The sequence below is a fragment of the Streptomyces chrestomyceticus JCM 4735 genome (genome assembly GCF_003865135.1).
Taxonomy (GTDB): Bacteria; Actinomycetota; Actinomycetes; order Streptomycetales; family Streptomycetaceae; genus Streptomyces; species Streptomyces chrestomyceticus.
Map to the genome: position 1 here is coordinate 4,473,994 of NZ_BHZC01000001.1, position 23,500 is coordinate 4,497,493.

Genomic DNA, 23,500 nt, shown 5'->3' on the forward strand with positions numbered 1-23,500 from the left:
TCCGCCACCGACCGCCCCGGAGTCCCCTTTGCGTACCGCCGAGATCCGCGCCCGCTTCCTCGACTTCTTCGCCGAGCGCGGCCACACCGTCGTCCCCAGCGCGCCGCTGCCGACGCCGGACCCGACCCTGCTGTTCGTCAACGCGGGCATGGTGCCCTTCAAGCCGTACCTGACCGGTGAGGCGGCGGCGCCCTGGCCGCGGGCGACCAGCGTGCAGAAGTGCGTGCGGACCCTGGACATCGAAGAGGTCGGCAAGACCACCCGGCACGGCTCGTTCTTCCAGATGAACGGCAACTTCTCGTTCGGCGACTACTTCAAGGAAGACGCCATCCGGTTCGCCTGGGAGCTGTCCACCAAGTCCGTCGACGACGGCGGGTACGGCCTGGACCCCGAGCGGATCTGGGTCACCGTGCACCACTCCGACGACGAGGCGCGCACCCTCTGGCGGGAGATCTCCGGGCTTCCGGAGGAGCGCATCGTCTCGCGCGGCGACGAGGACAACTTCTGGTCGATGGGCGTGCCGGGCCCGTGCGGCCCCTGCTCGGAGCTGTACTACGACCGGGGGCCCAAGTTCGGGCGGGCGGGCGGCCCGGAGGTCGACGAGGACCGGTACATGGAGTTCTGGAACCTCGTCTTCATGCAGTACGAGCGCGGCGAGGGCACCGGCAAGTCCGGCTACCCGATCCTCGGCGAACTCCCCCGCCGGAACATCGACACCGGCATGGGCCTGGAGCGGATGGCCACCCTCCTCCAGGGCGTCGACAACCTCTACGAGATCGACGAGACCCGCCCCATCCTGGACCGCGCCGCCGCCCTCGCCGGAGTCCGCTACGGCGACGACGAGCAGTACGACGTACGGCTGCGCGTGGTCGCCGACCACGTCCGCACGGCCCTGATGCTGCTCGCCGACGGCACCACCCCCGGCAACGAGGGCCGCGGTTACGTGCTGCGCCGCATCCTGCGCCGCGCCGTCCGCTCCATGCGTCAGCTCGGCTACGAGGACCGGGCCCTGCCGGAACTCCTGCCGGTCGCCCGCGACTGCATGGCGCCCAGCTACCCGGAGGTCGCCGAGTCCTACGAGCGGATCGCCGGCCAGGCGGCCGGCGAGGAGGACGCCTTCCGCGCGACGCTGCGCCAGGGCACCGCCGTCCTGGACACCGCCGTCACCAAGGTCAAGGTCGAGGGCGGCCGTTCGCTGCCCGGCAAGCAGGCGTTCCTCCTCCACGACACGTACGGCTTCCCCATCGACCTCACCCTGGAGATGGCCGCCGAACAGGGCGTCGAGGTGGACCGCGAGGGCTTCGCCGCGCTGATGCGGGAGCAGCGCGAACGGGCCCGCGCCGACGCCCGTGCCCGCAAGTCCGGCGGCACGGTGGACACCTCCGCGCTGCGCACGGTCCTGGACGAGCACGGGCCCACCGACTGGCGCGCCTGGGACACCCTGGAGACCGACTCCAAGGTGCTGGCCCTGCTCGGCGCCCAGGGCCCGGTGCCGGTGGCCCGTGAGGGCGAGATCGTCACCGTGGTCCTCGACCGGACCCCGTTCTACGCCGAGTCCGGCGGCCAGGACAGCGACGCCGGCCGGCTGTCCGGCACCTCCGTCGAGGCCGAGGTGCTGGACGTGCAGCGGCCGGTGCCCGGCCTGGTCGCCCACCAGGTCCGGATCACCGCCGGCGAACTCGCCCCGGGCGACGCGCTGCACGCGGCCGTCGACCCCGAGTGGCGGCTCGGCGCCCGCCAGGCCCACTCGGGTACGCACGTCCTGCACGCCGCGCTGCGCGAGATCCTCGGCCCGACGGCCCTGCAGTCCGGCTCGTACAACCGCCCCGGCTACCTGCGCCTGGACTTCCCGTGGCGCGGCGGCCTCTCCGCCACCACCCGCAGCGAGGTCGAGGAGGCCGCCAACCGGGCGCTCCGCCGCGACCTGCCGGTGGGCGTGAAGTGGATGACGCTCCCGGAGGCCAAGGAACTGGGCGCGCTCGCGCTCTTCGACGAGACGTACGGCGAGAAGGTACGGGTCGTCGAGATCGGCGGCGCCTGGTCGCGCGAGCTGTGCGGCGGTACGCACGTCTCGCACGCCTCGCAGGTCGGGGTCGTCGCCCTGACCGCGGAGTCGTCCGTCGGCGCCGGCATGCGCCGCCTGGAGGCGTCCGTCGGCATCGAGGGCTTCGGCTACCTCGCCCGCGAACGCGACCTGGTCAGCCAGATCGCCGAACAGATCCAGGCGCCGCGCGCCGAACTGTCCGACCGGGTGGCCGGGCTGCTGGAGCGCCTGAAGGCGAGCGACCGGGAGAACCAGCGGCTGCGGCAGCAGGCCACCGTGGCGCGCGCGGCGGAGCTGGCCGGCTCCGCCGTACGGGCCGCCGGTTTCCTGGTGGTCACCGCCACCGCGGACGGCGGCGCCGACGCGGCCCGCGCGCTGGCCATGGCCGTACGGGACCGGATGCCGGCGGGGCAGCCCGCCGCCGTGGCCGTCGGTTCGGCCACGGACGGGAAGGCAGCTCTGGTGGTCGCCCTGAACAAGGCCGGCAAGGACGCCGGGGGTTCGGCGTCGGACCTGGTCAAGCGCCTGCTGAACGGGCGGGGCGGCGGCTCCCCCGAACTCGCCCAGGGCGGCGGCCTGGCCGCCGACCAACTGCCGCAGACGCTGGGCGCGTTGGCGGGGCTGCTCGGGGAGTAGGGGTAGAGCAGGAGTAGGCGAGAGGTGTTGCGGCGGGTGGCTCCTGGAGGGGCCGCCCGCCGCTGTTCTCGGGGGAGAACGGTCAGTCCGTCGCCGTCGCCGTCGCCGTGGCCGTGGCCGTGGCTGCGGCCGTCAGCGGGCCGTAGGCGTCCGGGCGGCGGGTGGCGAGGAACGGGAACAGCTCCAGCCAGTCGCGGCGGGCGTCCAGGTCGAGGTCGGCCACCAGGACGGCGGGTTCGTCGCGGGGCGCCTGGGCCAGGACACGGCCGTACGGGTCGACGACGAAAGAGCTGCCGTAGAACGTCAGCGGGCCCTCGGTGCCGATACGGTTCGGCACGATCATGAAGGTGGCGTTGGCGACGGCATTGCCGGTGATCACCTTCTGCCACAGCGGCTGGGTGTCGAAGCCGGGGTGGCCCGGCTCGGAGCCGATGGCCGTCGGGTAGACCAGCACGTCCGCGCCGGCCAGCGAGTAGGCGCGGGCCAGCTCGGGGAACCACTGGTCCCAGCAGGTGGGCAGGCCGAGGACGGCGTTCTCCACGGCATAGGTCGGAAAGGCGTCGGCACCGGCCGGGCCCGGGCGGAACCAGTGGTGCTCGTAGTAGCCCTCGGTGACGGGGATGTGGGTCTTGCGCGTACGGGCCACGAGGGTGCCGTCCGGGGCGACCAGGACGGCCGTGTTGTAGCCGAGGCCGTCGGGCGTCACCGTGCCGTCCGGGCCCGGTTCGGGGTCGGCCCGCTCGTACAGCGAGGCGTGCACGTACACGCCGTGGGCACGGGCGGCCTCGGCGGCGAAGGTGACCGTGGGCCCGGTGCGCAGGTCCTCCGGCTCGGCGGGCTCGGGGTGGTCGGCCTTGCGGACCACCGCGAAGTACGGCGAGAGCGTCAGCTCCTGGAGGCAGACGACGCGCGCGCCCTCCGCCGCGGCCAGCCGGATGCCCTCGTGCAGGGCGGCACGGTGCTCGGCGGGGTCGCGGTGCCAGCGCTCCTGCACGAGCGCGACGCGCAGCGGGGCACGGTCGGCAGGCCGGGTACGGGCCGGTGAGGCGGGCGGGGTGAGGGCCGTGATCACACGCATGGGGGCTCCTGGGGCGCGGGAGGTCGCGGGGGTGTGGGTGGATGCGGGGCGGAACGGGACGGATACGGCGGGCCGTGGAGGCGGGCGCTGCCGCGTGCCGGAACGTTCCGGCAGAGAGCAATGTACGAGCGCCGGAACGTTCCGGCAAGGGGTGGCCGATGTGTGGGACGGGAACGGGTCGGCCTGCCCCGTAGCGACGGGTCGGTTCCGTAGCGACGAGCCGTCACCGTGGCGACGAGCCCGCCCCGTAACGACGAACCGTGACCGTAACGACGCGACCGCCCCGTAACGACGAACCGGCCCCGTATCGACGGGTCGCCACCGCGCCGACGCTACGCACCCGTACCAACGAGTCATTGGCGTAGCGACGCAACGTCCCCGCATCAACGAGTCACAGCCGTACCGACGCCCCGCCCCCGTATCAACGAACCGCCCCGTAACGACGCGACACCCCCGTCCCATCGCCCCGCACGACGCGCCCCGCACCCCGGACGGCCCGCCCCCGTAGGTCTAGACTTGCGCCCCGTGACCAGCCGCCGCACCGTGACCCTGCTCGATGTGGCGCGGGCCGCCGGGGTCTCCAAGAGCACCGTTTCCGATGCGCTCCAAGGGTCCGGCCGGGTGGCCGAGGAGACCCGTCGCCGGGTCAGGGACACCGCTGACCGGCTGGGCTACCGGCCCAACAGCGCCGCCCAGCGGCTGCGCCGGGCCAGTACCGGGGCGATCGGCCTGCACCTGCCCCGTACCGCGACCCGGCTGGACTACTACATGACCCTCGCCTTCGGGGCGGTGACCCGCGCCCAGGAGGACGGCCTGGACGTGGTGCTGCTGGCCCCGGGAGGCGAGGCGGCAGGGCGGCTCGCCTCCCGCGTGGACGGCCTGCTCGTGATCGACCCGGAGGCGACCGACACGGATGTGGCCGGCCTGCTCGACGCGGGCGTACCCGTCGTCACGGGTGAGCGCTACCTCGGTACGGGCGCCACCCCCGCCGGTGCCGTGGTCTGCGACAACGCCGCCTCGCTGACCGCGCTGCTGGACCATGTGCGCGCGTCCGGCGCCCGCCGCCCGGCGCTGCTCGCGCCCGCCGGCACCTCCGCGTGGGCCACCGCGCTGCGCGAGACGGCGGACGCCTGGAGCCGTACGCACGAACTGCCCGTCACCGTACGGACCGTGCCGTTCGCCGCCACCCCCGACGAGGCCGCGCAGGCCACCGTGGACCTGCTCGCGGCCGTACCCGCCGTCGACGCGGTGGTCTGCGCGCCCGACGGAGCCGCCGCCGGAGTCCTGCGCGCCACCTCCGGACTCGGCCGTACGGCCGGGCGGGACCTCCTCGTCGCCTCCTGCGTGGACGGCCCGGCCCTGCGCGCCTGCGCGCCGCCCGTGACGGCGATCGACCTGCGTCCGGACGCGTACGGGCGGGCCTGCGCCGCCCTGCTCTGCGACATCCTGGCCGGCCGCGCCGGGCCACGGACCGTACGCCATCACGGCTGGTCCCTCCGGGTACGGGCGTCCAGCCACTCGGGGGCGGCGACGGAAGGGCCGCAGTAAGGGTCGCCGTAAGGGCCGGGTGGCACGTCCGCCGCGCACACCACTTGTCCCGCCGCCCGCCACCGCCACCACCTCCTGCCGCCCACCACCTCCCGCCACCACACAGCGCCCCGACCGATCCGGACCGGTCGGCCCCGGGCACATTACGGACACGCCGCGATCGCGTTCCGCCGGCATCCGGCGGATCGTGACCCCGTCGCGGCACCTCGGCCCCTGCCGCGAAGTCGCCGCTACCTTGAGCCTCCCCGCATGGACGGTGATGCACATGGCGTTCAGCTCCGCCCGGCCACCCGGCGGCAAACTGCCCGCCGACGTCACGAGCTTCATCGGACGCGAGCCCGAACTGGCCGCTCTGAGCGCTCTGCTGGAGCGGGCCCGACTGGTGACCGTGCTGGGCCCCGGCGGAGTGGGCAAAACCCGGCTGGCGCTGCGGGCCGCCGCACAGGCGGCCGGAAACTACGCGCACGGCGCCCGCTGCGTCGAACTGTCGGACCTCCGGGACCCCCGCCTGCTGCCACAGGCCGTCGCCGACGCGCTCGGCGTGGCCGTGCAGGCGTCCCGCCCCCCCCTGGACGCGCTCGCCGCGTACCTGGCCGAGTGCGAACTGCTGCTGGTCCTGGACACCTGCGAGCACCTGCTCGACGCCTGCGCCGCGCTGACCGGACCGCTGCTGGCGCGGTCCCACGGCCTGACGGTCCTGGCCACCAGCCGCCAAGCCCTGGACATACCCGGCGAACACGTCCTGCCCCTACCGCCCCTGCCCCTCCCGGCGCCCGACGCCGCGGGGGACGGCGACGCGCTGACCCTGCTCGTCCAGCGGGCGGCCGCCGTCGCGCCCGGCTTCGCCCTGACCGACGCCAACCGCGCGCAGGCCGCCGCGCTCTGCCACCGCCTGGACGGCCTGCCCCTGGCCATCGAGCTGGCCGCCGTACGCCTGCGGGCCCTGCCGCTCGACCGGCTCCCGGCGCAGGCCGGTGACACGTTGGCGCTACTCGGGCCCGGCCGGTCGACGAGTCCGGCGCGGCACCGGACGCTGCGGGCGGCCGTGGACTGGAGCCACGAGCTGTGCACACCCGCCGAACGGCTGCTGTGGGCGCGGCTGTCCGTCTTCGCCGGCCCCTTCGGCCTGACCGCCGCCGACGCGGTGGCCCGGGACGCGGAACTGCCCGCGCCCGTCCTCCTGACGGCTCTGGTCGGGCTCACCGAGAAGTCGGTCGTGCAGCGTCTGGACGAACGGCGCGACCGCTACCGACTGCCCGCCCTCCTGCGCGAATACGGGGCCGAGCGGCTGCGGGAGCGCGAGGGGCGTGAGGCGTGCAGGCGCCGATTCGTCGCTCACTACCGTGCACAACTGGTCGACTTCGTAGCCGAATTCGCCACTCCCGCGCAGCTCGCCCGCTACCGCGCGCTGGCGCGCGAACGCCAGAACCTGTACGCCGCCATCGAATACGCCTCCGCCGACGCCGGGTTGCAGGAACTGACCGCCGTCATGTGGGCCTACTGGCTCTGCGCCGGGCAGCCCGCCGAAGCCACCACCTGGATGACCAGAGCCCTGCGGGAGCGGCGGGAGCCGTCGCAGGACCGGGTGATGACGCTCGCCTGGTGCTCGATGTTCACCGGCAACCAGGGCGACCGGGCCGGCGCGTCGGCCCTCGCCGACGAAGCGGTCGCCACGGCGGACCGCCTGCGGGACACCCGCGCCTCCGCATGGGCCGCGCTCGCCGCCTCCGCGACCCGCTTCCACGACGGCGGACCGTCCCACGGGCCCGTACTCGTCCGGGCCGCCGGCACCCTGATGCACCAGGCAGGAGACCGAACGGGCCGCCGGATCGCCGCCCTGCACCTGAGCTTCGCGCATCTCCTGGCCGGGCAGCCCGCAGCGACGCTCGACACCGCGCGCACGACCCTGGAACTGCTCGGCGAGGACGGTACGGAGCCAGTCGATCAAGGCGGTGAAGGCGGTAAAGGCGGTAAAGGCGACCAGAACGGTCACATCGACCAGGACAGTACGGAGTGCTACGTCCACGGCTCCCAGCTCTCCACCTGCGGCCTCGCGCACCTGATGCTCGGCGCGCCCGCCGAGGCGGCGGACGCGCTGCGCCGCGCCGTTCTCCTCAAGGGCAGCCTGGAGGACGTACTGGGCGTCGCGTCGGCGACGGAACTGCTCGCCTGGCTCGCGGCCGACGAGGGCCGGGCCCGGCGGGCGGCCCGGCTGTTCGGGGCCACCGCCGCGCTGTGGCGGCGGGTCGGGCCGCACCCGATGGTCGGGAACGCGCAGTTGCAGACCCTGCACGACGCGTACGAGCGGCAGGCCCGTACCGCCCTGGGCGCCCGGCGGTTCGCCGCGCTGGCCGCGGAAGGCGCGTCGCTGACGCTCGCCCAGGCCGTCCGGTACGCCGCCGAGGACGACCGGCCCGCCTCCGGCACGGGCCGCCGCGCCCTCCCGGCCCGCACCGCCCCCGCCTCCGCCGCCCTGACCCGGCGCGAACGCGAGGTCGCGGGCCTGGTGGCCGCCGGTCTGTCCAACCGCCGGATCGCCGAACGCCTCGTCATCTCCAAACGCACCGTCGACGCCCACGTCGAACACATCCTCGGCAAACTCGGCTACGCGTCGCGGGCCCAGATCACGGCGCTGCTGCGGGAGGAGGGGGCGCCGGGGGCGGGCGGGGAGGGCTGACGGGTGCGAAGGGGCGCGCGAGGAGGGTGTGGGGCGCGCGGCGGGGACCGGGAGCGTGGAACGGCGCGGAACGTCGGGTGCGCGCCGCACCTAGGTATACCGATTCCGTGCGTCTACCGATGCCCGGACGGTTCCGGCCGTTTCAGGCTTACGGTCCCTCGCGTACCGCCGTACGCCGGACCCCACCACGGAGGCACGACCCCATGCCGAAGTCCCGGCACCCCCGGCCGGCCGGACCAACTGGCCCCTATGGGCTGCCCGGCCCCTCCGGACTGTCCGGCCGGGACGCCGTGGCCGACGCGCTCGAAGCGCTGCTGCGGGCCACGCGCCTGGTCACGGTGACCGGGCCCGGCGGCGTGGGCAAGAGCGCCCTGGCCGCCGAGGTCGCCCACCGCATGGCGGGCGACCGGTGGGACACCGTCGGCTTCGGCGACCTGGCCGAGCTGGACGACCCCGCCCCGGTGCCGCACCACCTCGCGCGGGCCCTCCGGCTCGACGTCGCCCACGGCCGCCCGCAACTCGACGACCTGGTACGGGCGGTGGGCACCCGCCCCGTACTGCTCGTCGTGGACACCTGCGAACGGCTCGCCGGCCCCTGCGCCGAGATCTTCGCGCGGCTGGTGACGGCGTGCCCCGGCCTCCACATCCTGGCCACCAGCCGCCGCAGCGCACCGCACGCGCCGGACGGAACGTTCCCGCTGCGCCCGCTCCCGCTCGGCGCGGCCACCGCCCTGTTCCGGACGCGGGCCCGGGAGTACGGCGCCGAGGACATCGGCTCGGAAGCCGCCCGCGAGATCTGCCGCCTCCTGGACGGGCTGCCGCTCGCCGTACACATCGCGGCGGCGCAGTTGGCCCGGCGGACCGCGGCGGACCTGCTGTCCTGTCTGTCCCGGCCGGAGTACGTCCTCGACCTGCCCGTCCCGCTCCCCGGCCGGCCCGAACGGCAGCGCACCCTGCGCGGTTCGCTGGGCTGGAGCCTCCAGCTCTGCACGCCGCTGGAACGGCTGCTGTGGGCCCGGTGCAGCGTCTTCCCGTCGGCCTTCACGGCGTCCGACGCCGACGTGGTGTGCGGGGACGAGCGGCTGCCGCCCGAATCCCTGGCCGTCGCCTTCGGGGAGCTCGAACGGCAGTCGCTGATCCTGCGGGAGGCAGCGCCGCCGGGCACACGGGCGGCGCCCGACGCGCCCTTCCACATGCCCCGGGGCGCCCGCGCTTACGGCAGACAGTGGCTGGTGGACCTGGGCGAGGAACGGGAGTTGCTGCGGCGCTGCCTGGCGTGGTCCCTCAGCCGCGCGTGACGCCCGCACACAGCCTCCTCCCTCCCGTCACTCCGGCCAGTCGGACCCCAGGATCACCTCCACGAAGTCGCCGCGCTCGAACCCGGGGACGAAGTGGTCGAGGACATCGGCCTTCACGTTCCCGAAGGTGGTGTCGGGCCGGTCCTTGATGCCGTCGGTGAAGGCGGCCAGGATGCGGTTCTTGAGGTCGGGCCTCGGGTGCGCCGCGACCACGGCGGCCCGCTGCTCGTCGGATACGGCGTCGTAGCCGATGCCGAGGACGTCCAGTTCCACGCCCCGGGTGACCAGGGCCACCTCGGGGGCCATGTGCAGCGGGATCTCCGGCGTGGTGTGCAGGGCGATCGCCGTCCAGACGCGGTCGGCCGGTTCGCCGGTGATGCCGTGCCGGTGCAGGAAGGCGCGGGCCTCGTCGGCACCGTCGATCTCGAAGCGCTGGTCGGTGCGGCGGTACCGCTCGGTCAGCCCGAGATCGTGGAACATCGCTCCCACGTAGAGCAGTTCCGGGTCGAACTCCAGCTTCTGCTCCCGTCCGCGCAGCGCCCCGAACAGGAACACCCGGCGGGAGTGGTCGAACAGCAGCGGCGACGCGGCCTCGCGCACCAGCTCGGTCGCCTCCCGCGCCAGGGCGCTGTCCGGGATCCGCACATCGGCGATCACCTCGCTCACGATGTCCTCCTCCTTCATCTCGGTCCCAGGGCTCCGGCCCCTCGACCCGCAGGTTCCGGCCCACGGCTTCCGGCCTCTCGGCCCAGGGCTTGCGGCCTCTCGGTCGGCTTCCACCTTCGCCCGCCGGCGCACCCGGCGCCATGGCCGTACGGACAGGAGGCCCACACATCCGGACACGCGCCGTACACCCCGACGGCCTCCTCGGCCGGTGGCGTACATGCGTACACCTCGCCCGGGCGGCTGGATTGGTCCGCCGAAGGTCGCGGTGGTCACCGTAGGGGCTCTGCCGCAGTAAATTCGGTATTCACTGCGGCATCTCTCACCGCCGCCCTGAGCATCAGGCAGTGCTACACGCCACCTGGTCGTAGCTATACGAGAACAGGGCCAGAACGGAAGGCGCCTGCTGGCACTCGGCAACGGCGGGTCGGGGCTGCACCCTGCGCCCGTAGCCGGCGCTTCTGTCCCGGGTCTCGGGTCGCGGTCGACGACAGCGGCCGCCACGGGACCGGACCCAGGTGCCCTCGCGGTGGTCGCGCAGCCGGACGAGCCGGATGTCGTAGGCGTTGACCGCCCGGACGAGCCGGATGTCGTAGGCGTTGACCGCCTGGATCGGATGCCACCTCCGCGCGGTAGACGGCACCCGACTGGCCGGCGCCGGAACCGGCTACGCGCTCTGGGCCGGCAGGCCGGCGTGGATGACCTCGGCGATGAGGGTGGCGCCGCGGCTGTTCTGGTGGATGTGGTCGGTCGTGAGAACGAGACCTCGCCGCCGCGAGATCGTGTCGAGGCTGCGGCGCAGCACTGCGTGCTGGACGAGGACGCCGAGGCCCGCTGCGGGCGTCACCTCCCGGTATGAAATCGGCGGCGGGTCCGCTTGGCGCAGTTCCTCGATCTGGCGTTCGTGGAGCGGAAGGTAGGCCACCTCCTCGGTGGCGGCGACCTCGGCAATCATCCGGCTGTACGCCTGCGATGCCTGTGCCGCTGCTCCGTCGAGTTGTTGGCCGAGTACCGGTAGGGACAGCAGACCGATCGTCGCGTCGGTCTCCGCTCGCAGCCGTGCGACGACGGCTCCCAGGCACTGTTGGAACCAGCCTGCCGACGGCCGATCGGGGAGCTGTTTGCGCCTCATGGCCTGCTCGACGGGGTAGCCGGCAAGGCTCGCTCGGGCGTCGTTGGTCCCGATCAACACGGTGATCACATCGGGTGGGTTCGTGACGACGGCATCGAGGCGCTGCAAGAGGTCGTAGGCGAAGTCGCCGTTGGCGCCGAATCGGGCGAGCCGCACGTCACCGGGAGGGTGGCGTCGTCCGAGAAGATCCAGGTAGTCGACGCTGAACTGCGCGCGGGTGAGGCTGTCGCCGAGGCACGCGATGCGTGTCGTCACGGCGCTTCGTCCGGGCTGGGCGTGCCGACGCGTTCGGTCGGGCGGGTGTCGGTCCGAGGACGGTGGTCGGTGCCGAGGGTCGCAGTGATGGCCAGGATGGACGTCGGCCCCTCCATGTCGACCACGTGCCATACCCCGGCCGGGTTGATGGTGGCCTCGCCCGGCCCGAGCAGCACGCGGTCGGGCACCCCGTCCACGTCGCGGGTGACCGTCACGGACCCGCTGAGGCAAACGACCAGTTCGTCGCCTGCAGGGTGGCTCTCCCAATGGTCGCCGAGCCCGTCGCCGTCGAAGATCATCACCATCCGGCCCTCGGCGCCGTCTGCCGCGACCGCGGCGCTGTAGGCCTGGAGCACCTCCGGGTCCCAGGCGAAGCCCTCGACGGGTTTCGCGCTCGATCCCAGTCCGAGGTGCACGGGGGTGGTCCGCAGGTCCATGGCATTGCGTTCGTGGTTGACGAGTCTCATGCCGACGATCGTCCACGACAGCGATCGGGCGGTCTTGAAGAAAAGGGAAGAGAAGCCGACGGGACGGGCAGACGGTTGGCGGCTACCCGGCTCCGAGGAGGACCTCGCTGCGACGCCAGGCCGTCGGCGACCGGCCCGTGAACTCGCGCCAGTCCCGGACGAGATGGGCCTGGTCGGCGTAGCCGGAGACGGTTGCCACATCACCCCACGGGAGCGGGTCCTGCGCCGACGCCAGTTCGTGCGCGTGCTCGAAGCGCAAGACTCGGGCGAAGGTCTTCGGTGACAGGCCCACCTCACCGTGAAACCGCTCGGTGAGGTACCGACGGCTCCAGCCGAGTTCCGCGGCGACCGCACCGACCTGGACGCAACCCCGCGCGGCGACGAGGCGGCGCCATGCCTCGGCCACCTCGGGGCGCACCCAGCGCACAGGTTCGCCGCAGGCGCCACGGCCGACAGCCCGGAGGAGCAATTCGTCCAGCGCGGTGAACCGCGTCGCCCATGTTGTCGCCGATCGGAGCCGGTCGACCAGTTCGACGGCAAGCGCTCCGAGAAGCTCGTCAAGTGGGACCAGTCGGTGGGCGAGCTCGGCGGCGGGCATGCCGTAGATGGCCCGGGCCCCGAGCGGAGTCAGCGATACCTGAACGCCTTGCTGGCGTCCGTCGTGGTGAATCGCGACGGACCGGCACATCAGACCGCCGGCCACGCTGCCGAATCGGGTGACCGGCGACCCGTCGTCAACGCCCGCCGCCACCTCCAAGGGATCTGACAGGCTGATCACCGCGGTGAGCGCGCGGCTCGGCGGGCCGCAGTGCACCCCCGTCGGGAGTCCGCGGAGGTCGAAGCCGACATACGAGTCGACGTACTGCCGCAAGAGGGGCGCCGGACGTGCACCGACCCCCGTGGCCGTGTGGTCCTCCATTTTCGTCAGTGTACGAGCCGACCGGCCCAGGAAGATCACCATCCAAGGACTGATCACCGCCGCTTGCGGCCGCTGACGCGGTTCTTACCGACCCCGTCACGCAGCGCCACATGTCCGTTGGCCGTAGCTATACGAGAACAGGGCCGAGGAGGACGCCCCGGCACCGCACTCTGAGGGCCGTGCGGCGGGGGCCACCGTCAGGCCCGTGCATCCGTACGGGAAGCGGCGGTCGACCGGAACGCCCTCCGATAGGCCGAGGGTGTGGTGTCCAAAGTGACCCGCATGTGCTGCCGCAGATTGGTGCCGCTTCCCAAGCCGGTGCGGGCGGCGATGTCGTCCACGGGCAGTTCCGTCGACTCCAGCAGATGGCGGGCGTGCTTCAGGCGGGCGGAGGTCAGCCATTCCGCCGGTGACGTGCCGGTCTCCTGGCGGAACCGCCGGGTGAACGACCGTACGCTCATGTGGCAGTGCGCCGCGAGCTCCTTGAGGGACAGCCGTCGGTCCAGATGCTCGGACATCAGCGCGCGGGCCGCGGCCGTCGACGTCCCGGCGTCCTCCGCGACCGGATGGTCGATGTACTGCGCCTGCCCGCCGTCCCGCATGGGCGCGACGACGTTGTACCGGGCCACTTGGTTGGCCACGGAACTGCCGTGGTCCTCCCGGATCAGGTGCAGGCACAGGTCGATGGCGGCCGCGCCGCCGGCCGAGGTCAGCATGCCGCGGTCGGCGACGTAGAGCGGGTCGGTGTCGAGGCCGACCGACGGGAAGAGTCGCCGGAACTGGTCCGCGTAGCGCCAGTGCGTCGCGGCCCGGCGGCCTTCCAGCAGGCCGGCGGCCGCGAGCACGAACGAGCCGGTGCACAGGGACACCATCCGGGCGCGGCGCCGGGTGGCCGCGCGCAGCGCGTCCGTGACCCGGGGGTCCACCACGCCGCCGTCGAGCACGTCCGGGCAGCGGGTGCCGGCGACGATCACGGTGTCGGCGTGCTCCAGCAGGGACAGGTCGCCCTGGGGCAGGACGCCGTATCCGTTCACCGTCGCCACCGCGGAACCGTCCGGCGTGACGGCCCGCACCTCGTACGCCGCGCGTCCGGGCCGTGGGGTGACCATGGCGAGCATCTGGGCGGGGATGCTCAGGTCGAACGCGACCACCGGGGCGAGGGCGAGCACCGTCACCCGGTGCGGGGCTGCGACAGTCATGGCCCGATAGTTTCACATGCTGGCCCCCGGGCCACTTCTGTCACTCCCGTAAAACGGAGAGGCTGGGGCCACCTCCACTTCCGCACTCCCACCCGAAAGGTGGCGGCCCGCCATGACCGTTCCCGCTGTCGATGCCGAGATCCGGACGCTGCTCGACACCGCCGACACCGGCGTCTTCCCCGTATACGGCCTGGACGCCGTCCTCGCCGACCCCGAGCGTTACGCGCTGCTGCGGGAGCGCCCCGACACCCCCGCCGACGACCGGGTGCAGGTCCGGGACCTGTTCATCCCGGGGCCCGGCGGACAACTGCGGCTGCGCGTCTACCGCCCCGACACCCGCCCTGACACCCGCGACAACCTGCCGATGATCCTCTACGTGCACGGCGGAGCCTTCACCTACGGCTCCCCGAGGCCGAGGAGGAGCGCTCCCTGCGGTACGCCCGGGACGTCGAGGCCGTCGTCGTCTCCGTCGACTACCGCCTCGCGCCCGAACACCCCTACCCGGCCGCGGCCGACGACGCCTACGCGGCCCTGACCTGGATCGCGGCCAACGCGGCGCAGCTCGGCGGCGACCCCGAGCGCATCGCCGTCGCGGGCGGCAGCGCCGGCGGCAACATCGCGGCCTCCACCGCGCTGCGCGCCCGCGACCTCGGCGGGCCGCACCTCGTCTTCCAGGCGCTGACCTACCCGGGCGTGGACGGCAGCCTGACGAGCGCCTCGGTACGCGAGTTCACCGACACCCCGGTCCTCGACCGGGCCGCGATGGAGCTGGCCTGGCGCTACTACGCGGAAGAGCGCCACCCCGAGCCGTACGCCTCCCCGATCCGGGCCGCCGATCTCGGCGGCCTGCCGCCCGCCTACATCGCCGTGGCGGAGGTCGACCCGCTGCGCGACGAGGGCCTCGCCTACGCCGGACGCCTGGGCGCCGCCGGGGTCACCACCGAGCTGGTGCAGGTCCCGGGCGCCGTGCACGGCTTCGACCTGCTGTTCCCGAAGGCCCGGGTCAGCGAACGCAGCCTGGCGGACCAGGTGCGCGCCCTGCGCGAAGCCCTCCACCCGTAAGGCCGGACCGAACACCATCCTCCCCCACTCACCGCAAACCACCAAAATACGTAGCAAATCCACACCGCCCCCTGAGACGATCCCCCCATGACCACACGCACCTTCGACGACCTGGTGGCCGAGGCGGAATCCGTATCCGTCGAAGGCTGGGACTTCTCCTGGCTGGACGGCCGGGCCACCGAGCAGCGCCCCTCCTGGGGATACCAGCGCCGCCTGGGCGAGCGGCTGGCCTCCGCCCGGGCGGCACTGGACATCCAGACCGGCGGCGGTGAAGTCCTTGCGGGCGCCGGTCCGTTGCCGCCCGTCATGGCGGCCACCGAGTCCTGGCCGCCCAACGTCGCGAAGGCGACCACGCTGCTGCATCCGCTCGGCGCGGTCGTCGTCGCCGATCCGGACGAGCCGCCGCTGCCCTTCGCCGACGGCGCCTTCGACCTCGTCACCAGCCGTCACCCGGCCACCGTGTGGTGGCCGGAGATCGCCCGGGTGCTGCGGCCCGGCGGCACGTACTTCGCCCAGCACGTCGGCCCGGCCAGCGTCTTCGAGCTGGTCGAGTACTTCCTCGGCCCGCAGCCCGAGGAAGTACGGCGCCGGCGCCACCCCGACGACGAGAGCCGGGACGCCGAGGCGGCCGGTCTGGAGGTCACCGGCCTGCGCGCCGAATCCCTCCGTACGGAGTTCTTCGACATCGGCGCGGTGATCTACTTCCTGCGCAAGGTGATCTGGATGGTCCCGGGATTCACGGTGGACCGCTACCGCGACCGGCTGCGGGAACTGGACGCGAAGATCCGGGCGGAGGGCCCATTCGTGGCCCACTCCACCCGTTTCCTCATCGAGGCCCGCAAGCCCGCCTGACGGCGGGGCAACGACTGCCCCCTCACGCCAGATCCACCAACTCCGCATACTCCCGCCCCCACAGATCCTCCGTCCCGTCCGGCAGCACCAGCACCCGGTCGGGCCGGAGGGCCTCGACGGCGCCCGGGTCGTGGCTGACCATCACGATCGCGCCGGGGTAGGTACCGACCGCGCCCAGCACCTCGTCCCGGGAGGCCGGGTCGAGGTTGTTGGTCGGCTCGTCCAGGAGCAGGACGTTGGCGCGCGAGTGGACCAGTCCGGCCAGTGCCAGCCGGGTCTTCTCGCCGCCGGAGAGCACCCGTACCGGCTTGTCCGCGTCGTCCCCGGAGAACAGGAACGAGCCGAGGACGTGCCGGGCCTCGCCGTCACTCAGGTGCGGCGCCGCGGCGGCCAGGTTCTCCCGGACCGTACGGGACGGGTCCAGCGTGTCGTGCTCCTGCGCGAAGTACCCCAGCCGCAGGCCGTGCCCGGCGACGACCCGGCCCGCGTCGGGCGTCTCCCGCCCGGCCAGCAGCCGCAGCAGCGTCGTCTTGCCCGCCCCGTTGAGGCCGAGCACGACCAGCCGGCTTCCCCGGTCGACGGCCAGGTCCACACCGTCCAGCACCTGTTGCTCCCCATACGCCTTGGCCAGGCTCACGGCCCCCAGCGGCACCCGGCCGCACGGCGCGGGCTCGGGCAGCCGGATGCGCGCGGTCTTCTCGCTGCGGCGCGCCGGCTCCAGTGCGGCCAGCATGCGGTCGGCGCGGCGGGCCATGTTCTTCGCGGAGACGGCCGTCGCGACGTTCGCGCGCATCTTGTCGGCCTGGCTGTGCAGCGCCGCCGCCTTGCGCTCGGCGTTGGCGCGCTCCCGGGCCCGGCGCCGGTCGTCGGCCGCGCGCCGGGCGAGGTACTCGTGCCACCCGGTGTTGTGCACGTCGAGGGTGGCACGCGACGGTTCCACGTGAAACACCCGATTGACGGTGTCGGCGAGCAGCCCGGTGTCGTGGCTGATCAGCACCAGGCCGCCCCGGTGAGCGGCCAGGTAGCCGCGCAGCCAGGCGACCGAGTCGGCGTCGAGGTGGTTGGTCGGCTCGTCCAGCAGCAGCATGCCGTGCCCGGCGAACAGGATGCGGGCCAGCTCCACCCGCCGCCGCTGCCCGCCCGACAGCCCGCCGACCGGCTGCCGCAGCACCCGCTCGGGCAGCCCCAGCCCGTCCGCGACCCGCGCCGCCTCGGCCTCCGCCGCGTACCCGCCACGCGCCTGAAAGGCGTCCTCGGCCCGCGCGTACGCGGCCATCGCCTTCTCCTGCGCCCCCGGCCCCACGGCCGCGGCCAGCGCGTCCCCGGCCCGCCGCAGCTCCGCCACGGCCCGGTCCAGCCCGCGCGCGGACAGGATGCGGTCGGTGACGGTGACGGCCGGGTCGGCCGCGCGGGAGTCCTGCGGCAGATGGCCGAGACTCCCCGTCCGCACGATCTCCCCGGCAGCGGGCGGCACCCGCCCCGCCAGGACGTCGAGCAAAGTCGTCTTTCCCGCCCCGTTACGGCCCACCAGACCGACCCGGTCACCGGGCCCCACATGGAAGGACACATCGGACAGCAGAAGCCGGGCACCGACGCGCACGTCGGCACCACGAACGGTAATCATGATTTGACACTCCGGAACAGCTCAAGGACACACGGGTGGCGTGGAAGCGGGTGTCCGAGCTAGGAGATCCGGGGGGTCGACATGGTGGCGAGGGTAGGGGGTGGTGCGGTGGGAGTGCACATGGTTTTCCGGCACGGGGCGCCTGCCGCGGTCTTCACCGGCAGTGAGGCAGGCCTGCGGGTGAGGTGGCACGGTGTCCGACGTCCGCAGGTCGTCCCGCATCCGGAAGATCCGGACTTCCGCCGGTCCCGGCACCTCCCGAAACACCTGATACGGGTCTAAGGTTCGCGGCGTACACACTGAGTTGTGCTGCATCGCAGGTCACCACGTAGCAGCCTGCCGGGTGTGCCCGTGCCCCTGGATGCGGCGGCATTTGTGGGGGCTCCATGCACGAGATGACCAAGGGTGGCAACGTCGGACTTGCGACCCTGAGCGAGGACACCGGTTCACTGATGGTGAGCCTGAGCTGGAGCAGCGCGTCGGGGGACGGCGACGCGGACGTCTCCGTTCTGCTGCTGGGCGCCGACGGCAAGGTGCGCGGCGACGCGGACTTCTTCTTCTACAACAATCCGGCCGCCGCCGACGGCAGCGTGCAGTTACTGGGCAAGACGCCCACGGCCAACGGCACTGAGGACCGGGTCAGCATCGACCTGACCGCCGTACCGGACGATATCGAGAGCCTGGTGGTGGCGGCCAGCCAGTACGGTACGGGCCGCTTCGGGGAACTGGACGACCTGCGGGTGACGGTCGCCGACCGTACGGGCGAGACGCTGCTGGGCTTCACCATCGCCGACGCCGGGGAGGAGAGCGCGTTCATCTTCGGTGAGCTGTACCGGCGGGCCGGGGAGTGGAAGTTCCGCGCGGTCGGACAGGGCTACGCGACGGGCCTGGCGGGGCTGGCCACGGACTTCGGCATATCCGTGGACGAGGAGGAAGAGCCGGCGCCCGCGGACGAGGAAGAGACCGGAGCGGACGCGGCGCGCCCCGAGGCCGCGGAGGGAGCGGGAGCGGCTGCGGCGCCGACGTCCGCCGGCCCGGTGGCAGCGCCCGTACCGGTGGTCGAGATACCCGCGCCGTCAGCCGGACCGGACCCGGCTCCCGCACGGCGCCCCCGTGGGCCGCGTACGGCGAAGAAGAAGGTCACCCTGCCCATGGTGGCGAAGAAGTCCCTCGCCGAGAACGACTCCTGGCGCCAGGCCCGGCTGTTCCCCGCGCCCACGCTGAAGAGCGACCGGGAACGCGAGATGCGCGCGACGTCGGTCCTGCTGGCCGTGATGGCGCAGGTCCCGGAGTTCGGGCGGCGGCTGACCGCGGGCTTCGGCGCCCCGGCCGGCCGGATGCAGACGTTCACCGAGGTCACGCTGCCGAACGGGGACACGCCCCGGCGCCCGGACGGCGTGATCCGGGTGGAGCGGGCCGGCAAGCTGTGGACCGCGCTGGTCGAGACGAAGACCAACGGCAATCCCCTCAGGTCCGAGCAGGTCCAGGACTACATGGACATCGCGGCCCGGCGCGGCTACGAAGCGGTGATCACCCTCTCCAACGACGTGGCGCTGGAGGGCAGCCCGCTGGTCGAGGTGAAGACCGACGGCCGCCGCAAGCACAAGGTGACACTGTGGCACCTGTCCTGGGCCGAGGTGGCGCACCAGGCTCAGTTGCTGATCCGCCACGAGGGCGTGGGCAACGCGGCGCACGCCTGGCTGCTCCAGGAGTTGCTGCACTACCTCCAGCACGAGAACTCCGGCTGCCACGGTTTCCAGAACATGGGCCCGGCGTGGGTGCCGGTGCGCAACGGCATCGACACGGACACGCTCTGCCAGGGTGACGAGCGCGCCGTGGCCGTCGTCGAGAGCTGGGAGCGGCTCATCCGCCAGGTCTGCCTGCGGCTGGGCGGGGAACTGGGCCAGAAGGTGCTGCCCGTGCAGCGCGCCAAGCGCGGGACCGACCAGGCGAGCCGTCGCGCGGCGCTCGCCGACCGGCTCTGCGAGGAGGGGCGCCTCTCCGCCGAGCTGCGCATCGACACCACGCCCGGCATCCTCGCGATCGCCGCGGACCTGCGGACGGGGAAGCTGCGTACGTCCATCGAGATCCCGGCGCCGGAGCAGGGTTATCCCCTCAGTTGGGTCAAGCGCCTGGTCAGGCAGCTCGCCGAAGCGCCGGCGGACCTACATGTGGAGACGCTGGTGGAGGGCAACAGGGGGCCGCGCGGCACGCTGGAGCGGCTGCGCCCGGAGCCCGGAGACCTCCTGCCCAAGGACGGGGTGGCCATCAACGGGTTCCGGCTGTCCCTGTTCAAGGGAATGGGCAGTACCCGCGGCAACGCCGAGTCCGGGTTCATCCGCAGCGCCGACGAGGCCGTGGACCGGTTCTACGCGGGTGTCGTCGCCCATCTCGCGCAGCCCGGCAGCACGGAGCGCCGGTCAGCGCGCCGCACCTCCGCACCGGACCCGGCCGAGGCCGCTGTCCTGAGCTGATCCGCCCGGCGGACGTCCTCCCCACTCCCACCGGCCCCCGCAGAATTTCCGCGGAGGCCGGCGGGTGGGGCCCTGGTGTCACGTCTCGGCGGCAATCCAGGCGATGTGCCAGCCGTTCTTGGCGGCGTATTCGGGGTCGATGGGCTGGCGGTCGACGCGGCGGACGTAGATGCGGAAGCCGGTGGGGGTGGCGGCGTAGACCGTGTTTCCGCCGGTGGTCATCCACATGCGGTCGTCGCCGGTGAGGGCGGCGATATAGGCGGGGGTGTCGGTGAATTCCCCGGCGCTGGTGTCGACGTCGATGTAGACGCCGTCGCCATTGCGGTCGGGATAGTTCTGCCAGCCTTCACCGGGGGCGGTCCTGCCGGAAAGGAACTTGCCGTTCTGCATTGCCTGCTCCTGTCGCGTCCTCGTAGGAATGCGAACCGGCGATCAACTGATCGGCGGCTAGGGCAGTTTGTGCCCGGACCTCCGGGACTAGCAAGGGCGTTCGACAACGTTGGCCAGATGTGGGGAGTGCCCGCCGGACCCGGGGCCGCTGGCCGGAATGGAGGGTTGACCGGACGGCGGGGCGGGCGTAGCCGGGGGCGGCGACGGGGAGCGCGACGGGTGCATGATTCTTTTTTCGGGAGGGTTGACAGTCTCCTGCCACCTCACAAATCTAGGACTCAGCCTTTCCGGCGGCCCCGGTACGTCGACGCATGAGGAATTCGCGATCCGGGCCTCGCGATCATCAACTCTCCGGTGACACGGCGCACTCCGCCGCTCCGGAGCGGGCCTCTGCGTCGAACGCCGACGACCTTTTCGCGCCGCGCTCGTCGCAACCCTTCCCGGGCACGAGGCCGATGACAGCCTTTGGAGAGGAAAGTGGAGAACGTGGCGGACGTGGGAGCGCCGAAGGACGTGCGGCCGGGGACCGGAACGGCCGCGCGGACCGGTGCGGGCGGCGGCCGGGCCACCGCGGGTTACACCTTCCGGGCCGCCGCGGAATGGGCGGAATTCGGGGCGGTGCTCGACCTCGCGTACGGCGGCCATCCGCACTCGCCGGCCCACAGCGCCGTGGTCGGGGCCCTCTTCGAACCGAAGCGTTCCCTGGTCGCGTGCTACGGCGGGCGCCCGTGTGCCACCCTCGCCGGGTACGCGCTGGAGATGACGCTGCCGGGCGGCCCGGCCCCGGTGGCCGGCATCGGGTACGTGGCGGTCGCGCCGCCGCACCGGCGCCGCGGGCTGATGCGGGAGCTGCTGCGCAAGGCGCTCACCGCGCTGCACGAGGAGCGGACCGAGCCGGTCGCGGTCCTGCACTCGACCGAACCGGGGATCTACGGGCGGTTCGGGTTCGGGCTCGCCTCCCAGGCCGTCGAGGTGTCCGTGCCGCCCGAGGCGCGGGCGTTCGCGGGGGAGGTGGCCGCCTCGGGGCTGACGCTGGACGTCGTCTCACCCGATGAGGCGCACGCTGCCGTCGCGGACGTCTACCGCGCCTGCCTGTCCCAGCGGCCCGGTCTGCTGCGCAGGGACGCCGCCTGGCAGCGCCGCGCCGTCGAGGACGAGCCGGCCGGCCGGAACGGCGCGGGACGGCTGCTGTGCATGGTCGTCTCGGGGCCCGGCGGTGACGCGCGCGCGTACGCGCTGTACCGGCTGCGGCCCGCCTGGGAGCGGTCCCGGCCGCGCTATGCCCTCTCCGTCCGGGAGGTGTTCGCGTGCGACCCCGCCGCGTACGCCTTCGTGTGGCGGTCACTGCTCGACACCGACCTGGCAGGGGCCGTCACCGCGGCATGCTGCCCGGTCGACGACCCGCTGCTGGCGCTGCTCGACGACCCGCGCAGCGCCGCACCGACCGTACGTGATCAGTTGTACGCCCGTGCCGTGGACCTGGACCGCGCCCTCACCGCGCGTACCTACAGTGCGCCGGTGGATGTGGTGCTTGAGGTGCGGGACGTGATGTGCCCCTGGAACGAAGGTCGTTGGCGGTTGTGTGCGGAGCCCGGGGGCGGTGCCGTCTGTGTGCGGACGGGAGCCGCCGCCGATCTCGCGCTGGGCGCCCGTGACGTCGGCGCGGTGCTGCTCGGCGGCGGTTCGTTGGCCCAGCTCGCGCTCGCGGGCCGGGTCGCGGAGCTGCGGCCGGGCGCGCTGCGCGCCGCCTCCGCCGCCTTCCGCCACGATCCGGCGCCGTACTGTCCGACGGCTTTCTGAGGCCGGTGCCCGGCGGTCCCCCGACCGCTGCCCGGCCGGCGGAAGCCGCGCGGTTCCGGCCCCGTGACCATGAGGACGGCTGCCGGTGGCCGCGTCGTCCATCTTTCTGCGAGGAGTCCCCATGCCCGGACCCGGTTATGCCTTCTTCGGCGACGAGGAGCGCGACAACGTGCAGCAGGTGCTGGACGCTTGGGCGCGCACGACCGCCGCGCACTCCTACCCGCTCGGTGACCTGACCCAGACCCGCCTGTTCGAGCAGGCCGCGGCGCACCGGCTGGGCAGCCCGTACTGCCTGTCCGTCAACAGCGGCACGTCCGCGCTGCAGGCGGGCCTCGCGGCGCTCGGCATCGGGCCCGGTGACGAGATCATCGTGCCCGGGTACATGTACGGCGCGTGCCTCGCCGCCGTGGCGTACAGCGGGGCGACGCCGGTGCTGGCCGAGGTGGACGCCTCGCTCACCCTCGATCCCGCCGACGTACGGCAGCGGATCACGCCGCGCACGAAGGCGCTGATGCCGGTGCACATGCTCGGCGCGGCCTGTGACATGACGGCGCTGCGGCGGACCGCGGACGAGCACGGGCTGCTGGTGCTGGAGGACGCCGCGCAGGCGTGCGGCGGTACGTACCGGGGCCAGGCGCTGGGCACCTTCGGGCACGCGGGGGCCTTCTCCCTCAACATGTTCAAGGTGATCACGGGCGGGGACGGCGGTTTCCTGCTCACCGCCGACGAGCGGATCTTCCAGCGGGCGTACGGCTTCCACGACCACGGCTGGTTCCCGTACCGCCGCGAGGACGGCCCCGGCGACCGGCTGTGGGGCCTCAACCTGCGGATGACGGAGCTGACGGCGGCCGTGGCGCGCGCCCAGCTCGGCCGGCTGGACGCCGTGCTGGCCCGTACCCGGGAGCTGCGGGACGACCTGCTGGCGCAGATCCCCGTACGGGACGGGCTGGTCCGCCGCCCCCTGCACGACGCGGCGGGCGACTGCGCGACCCTCCTGGTGCACGTCTTCGACGAGCGGGCGGACGCCGAGGCCGTCGCGAAGCGCCTCGGCACCAAGACGCTGCTGCACTCGCCCAAGCACTACTACGGCGGGATCCCCGAACTGGCCGCGCTGGCCGCCCCGGACGGCTCCTCCTGCCCGTTCCGCCCGGCCGTGGAGTCCTGGCGGCGGGACGGCTGGCGGGCGGGCGCGCTGCCGCGCACCGACGACGTGCTGAGCCGGTCGCTGGCCATGACCGTCGGCACCACCGACACCTACCTGGGCGCCGACTTCGGGGTCACCGTCTTCAGCGGTACGGACGAGGTCGCCGAGGTCGCCGAACGGTTCCGCGAGACGGTCGCGGAAGTGCTCGGCTGACCCCCGGCCCATGCTCCCCCTGCCC

Annotated in this window: 18 protein-coding genes; 10 read left to right on the forward strand and 8 right to left on the reverse strand. The window is 73.3% G+C overall.

Annotated features, from left to right (window positions below):
• Positions 1-28 precede the first annotated feature (28 nt).
• Positions 29-2,680: an alanine--tRNA ligase gene (gene alaS, locus EJG53_RS19075; protein WP_125045856.1), complete on the forward strand. Its 2,652-nt coding sequence runs from the start codon at positions 29-31 to the stop codon at positions 2,678-2,680.
• 82 nt (positions 2,681-2,762) lie between these two features.
• On the opposite strand, the gene EJG53_RS19080 is transcribed toward alaS, so the two are convergent.
• Positions 2,763-3,758, reverse strand: a complete 996-nt coding sequence (locus EJG53_RS19080; protein ID WP_125045857.1) for a carbon-nitrogen hydrolase — start codon at positions 3,756-3,758, stop codon at positions 2,763-2,765.
• Positions 3,759-4,283: 525 nt separating this feature from the next.
• Here EJG53_RS19080 and EJG53_RS19085 point away from each other — a divergent pair.
• The 3 genes from EJG53_RS19085 (at position 4,284) to EJG53_RS19095 (ending at position 9,281) form a co-directional block, all read left to right on the forward strand.
• The gene (locus tag EJG53_RS19085; RefSeq protein WP_125045858.1) at positions 4,284-5,306 is read left to right on the forward strand and encodes a LacI family DNA-binding transcriptional regulator; all 1,023 of its coding nucleotides are present in this window, start codon (positions 4,284-4,286) and stop codon (positions 5,304-5,306) included.
• 265 nt (positions 5,307-5,571) lie between these two features.
• Positions 5,572-7,983: a LuxR C-terminal-related transcriptional regulator gene (locus tag EJG53_RS19090; protein WP_167515135.1), complete on the forward strand. Its 2,412-nt coding sequence runs from the start codon at positions 5,572-5,574 to the stop codon at positions 7,981-7,983.
• 203 nt (positions 7,984-8,186) lie between these two features.
• Complete coding sequence (locus EJG53_RS19095) at positions 8,187-9,281, forward strand: ATP-binding protein (RefSeq protein ID WP_125045860.1); 1,095 nt, start codon at positions 8,187-8,189, stop codon at positions 9,279-9,281.
• 27 nt (positions 9,282-9,308) lie between these two features.
• Here EJG53_RS19095 and EJG53_RS19100 read toward each other — a convergent pair whose 3' ends face one another.
• The 5 genes from EJG53_RS19100 to EJG53_RS19120 form a co-directional block, all read right to left on the reverse strand.
• Positions 9,309-9,947: an HD domain-containing protein gene (locus EJG53_RS19100; RefSeq protein WP_125045861.1), complete on the reverse strand. Its 639-nt coding sequence runs from the start codon at positions 9,945-9,947 to the stop codon at positions 9,309-9,311.
• A 664-nt stretch (positions 9,948-10,611) separates the two neighbouring features.
• A complete protein-coding gene (locus tag EJG53_RS19105) occupies positions 10,612-11,331 on the reverse strand; it encodes an SGNH/GDSL hydrolase family protein (RefSeq protein ID WP_125045862.1) in 720 nt (239 codons plus the stop codon).
• Positions 11,328-11,798, reverse strand: coding sequence for a cupin domain-containing protein (locus EJG53_RS19110; protein WP_125045863.1), 471 nt, complete (start codon positions 11,796-11,798; stop codon positions 11,328-11,330). The genes EJG53_RS19105 and EJG53_RS19110 overlap by 4 nt, the downstream gene beginning before the upstream one ends.
• 82 nt (positions 11,799-11,880) lie before the next feature.
• Entirely contained in the window at positions 11,881-12,717 is an 837-nt protein-coding gene (locus EJG53_RS19115; RefSeq protein ID WP_125045864.1) for a helix-turn-helix domain-containing protein, read from the reverse strand.
• Between the two features lie 197 nt (positions 12,718-12,914).
• The gene (locus EJG53_RS19120; protein ID WP_125045865.1) at positions 12,915-13,916 is read right to left on the reverse strand and encodes a GlxA family transcriptional regulator; all 1,002 of its coding nucleotides are present in this window, start codon (positions 13,914-13,916) and stop codon (positions 12,915-12,917) included.
• Positions 13,917-14,028: 112 nt separating this feature from the next.
• Here EJG53_RS19120 and EJG53_RS42585 point away from each other — a divergent pair, with 112 nt between their 5' ends.
• The 3 genes from EJG53_RS42585 (at position 14,029) to EJG53_RS19130 (ending at position 15,830) form a co-directional block, all read left to right on the forward strand.
• Entirely contained in the window at positions 14,029-14,451 is a 423-nt protein-coding gene (locus tag EJG53_RS42585) for a hypothetical protein (RefSeq protein WP_244955218.1), read from the forward strand.
• Positions 14,346-14,978: an alpha/beta hydrolase gene (locus EJG53_RS19125; RefSeq protein ID WP_244955644.1), complete on the forward strand. Its 633-nt coding sequence runs from the start codon at positions 14,346-14,348 to the stop codon at positions 14,976-14,978. The genes EJG53_RS42585 and EJG53_RS19125 overlap by 106 nt, the downstream gene beginning before the upstream one ends.
• 87 nt (positions 14,979-15,065) lie before the next feature.
• A complete protein-coding gene (locus tag EJG53_RS19130) occupies positions 15,066-15,830 on the forward strand; it encodes a class I SAM-dependent methyltransferase (RefSeq protein ID WP_125045866.1) in 765 nt (254 codons plus the stop codon).
• Positions 15,831-15,852: 22 nt separating this feature from the next.
• Here the strand turns inward: EJG53_RS19130 and EJG53_RS19135 are convergent, their stop codons facing one another.
• Entirely contained in the window at positions 15,853-17,454 is a 1,602-nt protein-coding gene (locus tag EJG53_RS19135; protein ID WP_174856427.1) for an ABC-F family ATP-binding cassette domain-containing protein, read from the reverse strand.
• 386 nt (positions 17,455-17,840) lie between these two features.
• Between EJG53_RS19135 and EJG53_RS19140 the strand changes: the two genes are divergently transcribed.
• Positions 17,841-19,928: a TerD family protein gene (locus EJG53_RS19140; protein WP_244955219.1), complete on the forward strand. Its 2,088-nt coding sequence runs from the start codon at positions 17,841-17,843 to the stop codon at positions 19,926-19,928.
• Positions 19,929-20,006: 78 nt separating this feature from the next.
• Here EJG53_RS19140 and EJG53_RS19145 read toward each other — a convergent pair whose 3' ends face one another.
• Entirely contained in the window at positions 20,007-20,318 is a 312-nt protein-coding gene (locus tag EJG53_RS19145; protein ID WP_031011560.1) for a hypothetical protein, read from the reverse strand.
• 486 nt (positions 20,319-20,804) lie between these two features.
• Between EJG53_RS19145 and EJG53_RS19150 the strand changes: the two genes are divergently transcribed.
• Positions 20,805-22,118 carry a GNAT family N-acetyltransferase gene (locus tag EJG53_RS19150; RefSeq protein WP_167515136.1) on the forward strand — a complete coding sequence of 438 codons (1,314 nt, stop codon included), beginning with the start codon at positions 20,805-20,807 and terminating at the stop codon, positions 22,116-22,118.
• Between the two features lie 121 nt (positions 22,119-22,239).
• Entirely contained in the window at positions 22,240-23,475 is a 1,236-nt protein-coding gene (locus tag EJG53_RS19155; protein WP_125045869.1) for a DegT/DnrJ/EryC1/StrS family aminotransferase, read from the forward strand.
• Positions 23,476-23,500 lie beyond the last annotated feature (25 nt).

Excerpts from the sequence above, each read along its gene's own strand:
- EJG53_RS19145 (WP_031011560.1), bottom strand. The coding sequence starts at position 20,318 with ATGCAGAACGGCAAGTTCCTTTCCGGCAGGACCGCCCCCGGTGAAGGC.
- EJG53_RS42585 (WP_244955218.1), top strand. The coding sequence starts at position 14,029 with ATGACCGTTCCCGCTGTCGATGCCGAGATCCGGACGCTGCTCGACACC.
- EJG53_RS19090 (WP_167515135.1), top strand. The coding sequence starts at position 5,572 with ATGGCGTTCAGCTCCGCCCGGCCACCCGGCGGCAAACTGCCCGCCGAC.
- EJG53_RS19130 (WP_125045866.1), top strand. The coding sequence starts at position 15,066 with ATGACCACACGCACCTTCGACGACCTGGTGGCCGAGGCGGAATCCGTA.
- EJG53_RS19155 (WP_125045869.1), top strand. The coding sequence starts at position 22,240 with ATGCCCGGACCCGGTTATGCCTTCTTCGGCGACGAGGAGCGCGACAAC.
- EJG53_RS19080 (WP_125045857.1), bottom strand. The coding sequence starts at position 3,758 with ATGCGTGTGATCACGGCCCTCACCCCGCCCGCCTCACCGGCCCGTACC.
- EJG53_RS19095 (WP_125045860.1), top strand. The coding sequence starts at position 8,187 with ATGCCGAAGTCCCGGCACCCCCGGCCGGCCGGACCAACTGGCCCCTAT.
- EJG53_RS19140 (WP_244955219.1), top strand. The coding sequence starts at position 17,841 with ATGCACGAGATGACCAAGGGTGGCAACGTCGGACTTGCGACCCTGAGC.
- EJG53_RS19120 (WP_125045865.1), bottom strand. The coding sequence starts at position 13,916 with ATGACTGTCGCAGCCCCGCACCGGGTGACGGTGCTCGCCCTCGCCCCG.
- EJG53_RS19110 (WP_125045863.1), bottom strand. The coding sequence starts at position 11,798 with ATGAGACTCGTCAACCACGAACGCAATGCCATGGACCTGCGGACCACC.
- EJG53_RS19115 (WP_125045864.1), bottom strand. The coding sequence starts at position 12,717 with ATGGAGGACCACACGGCCACGGGGGTCGGTGCACGTCCGGCGCCCCTC.
- EJG53_RS19135 (WP_174856427.1), bottom strand. The coding sequence starts at position 17,454 with ATGATTACCGTTCGTGGTGCCGACGTGCGCGTCGGTGCCCGGCTTCTG.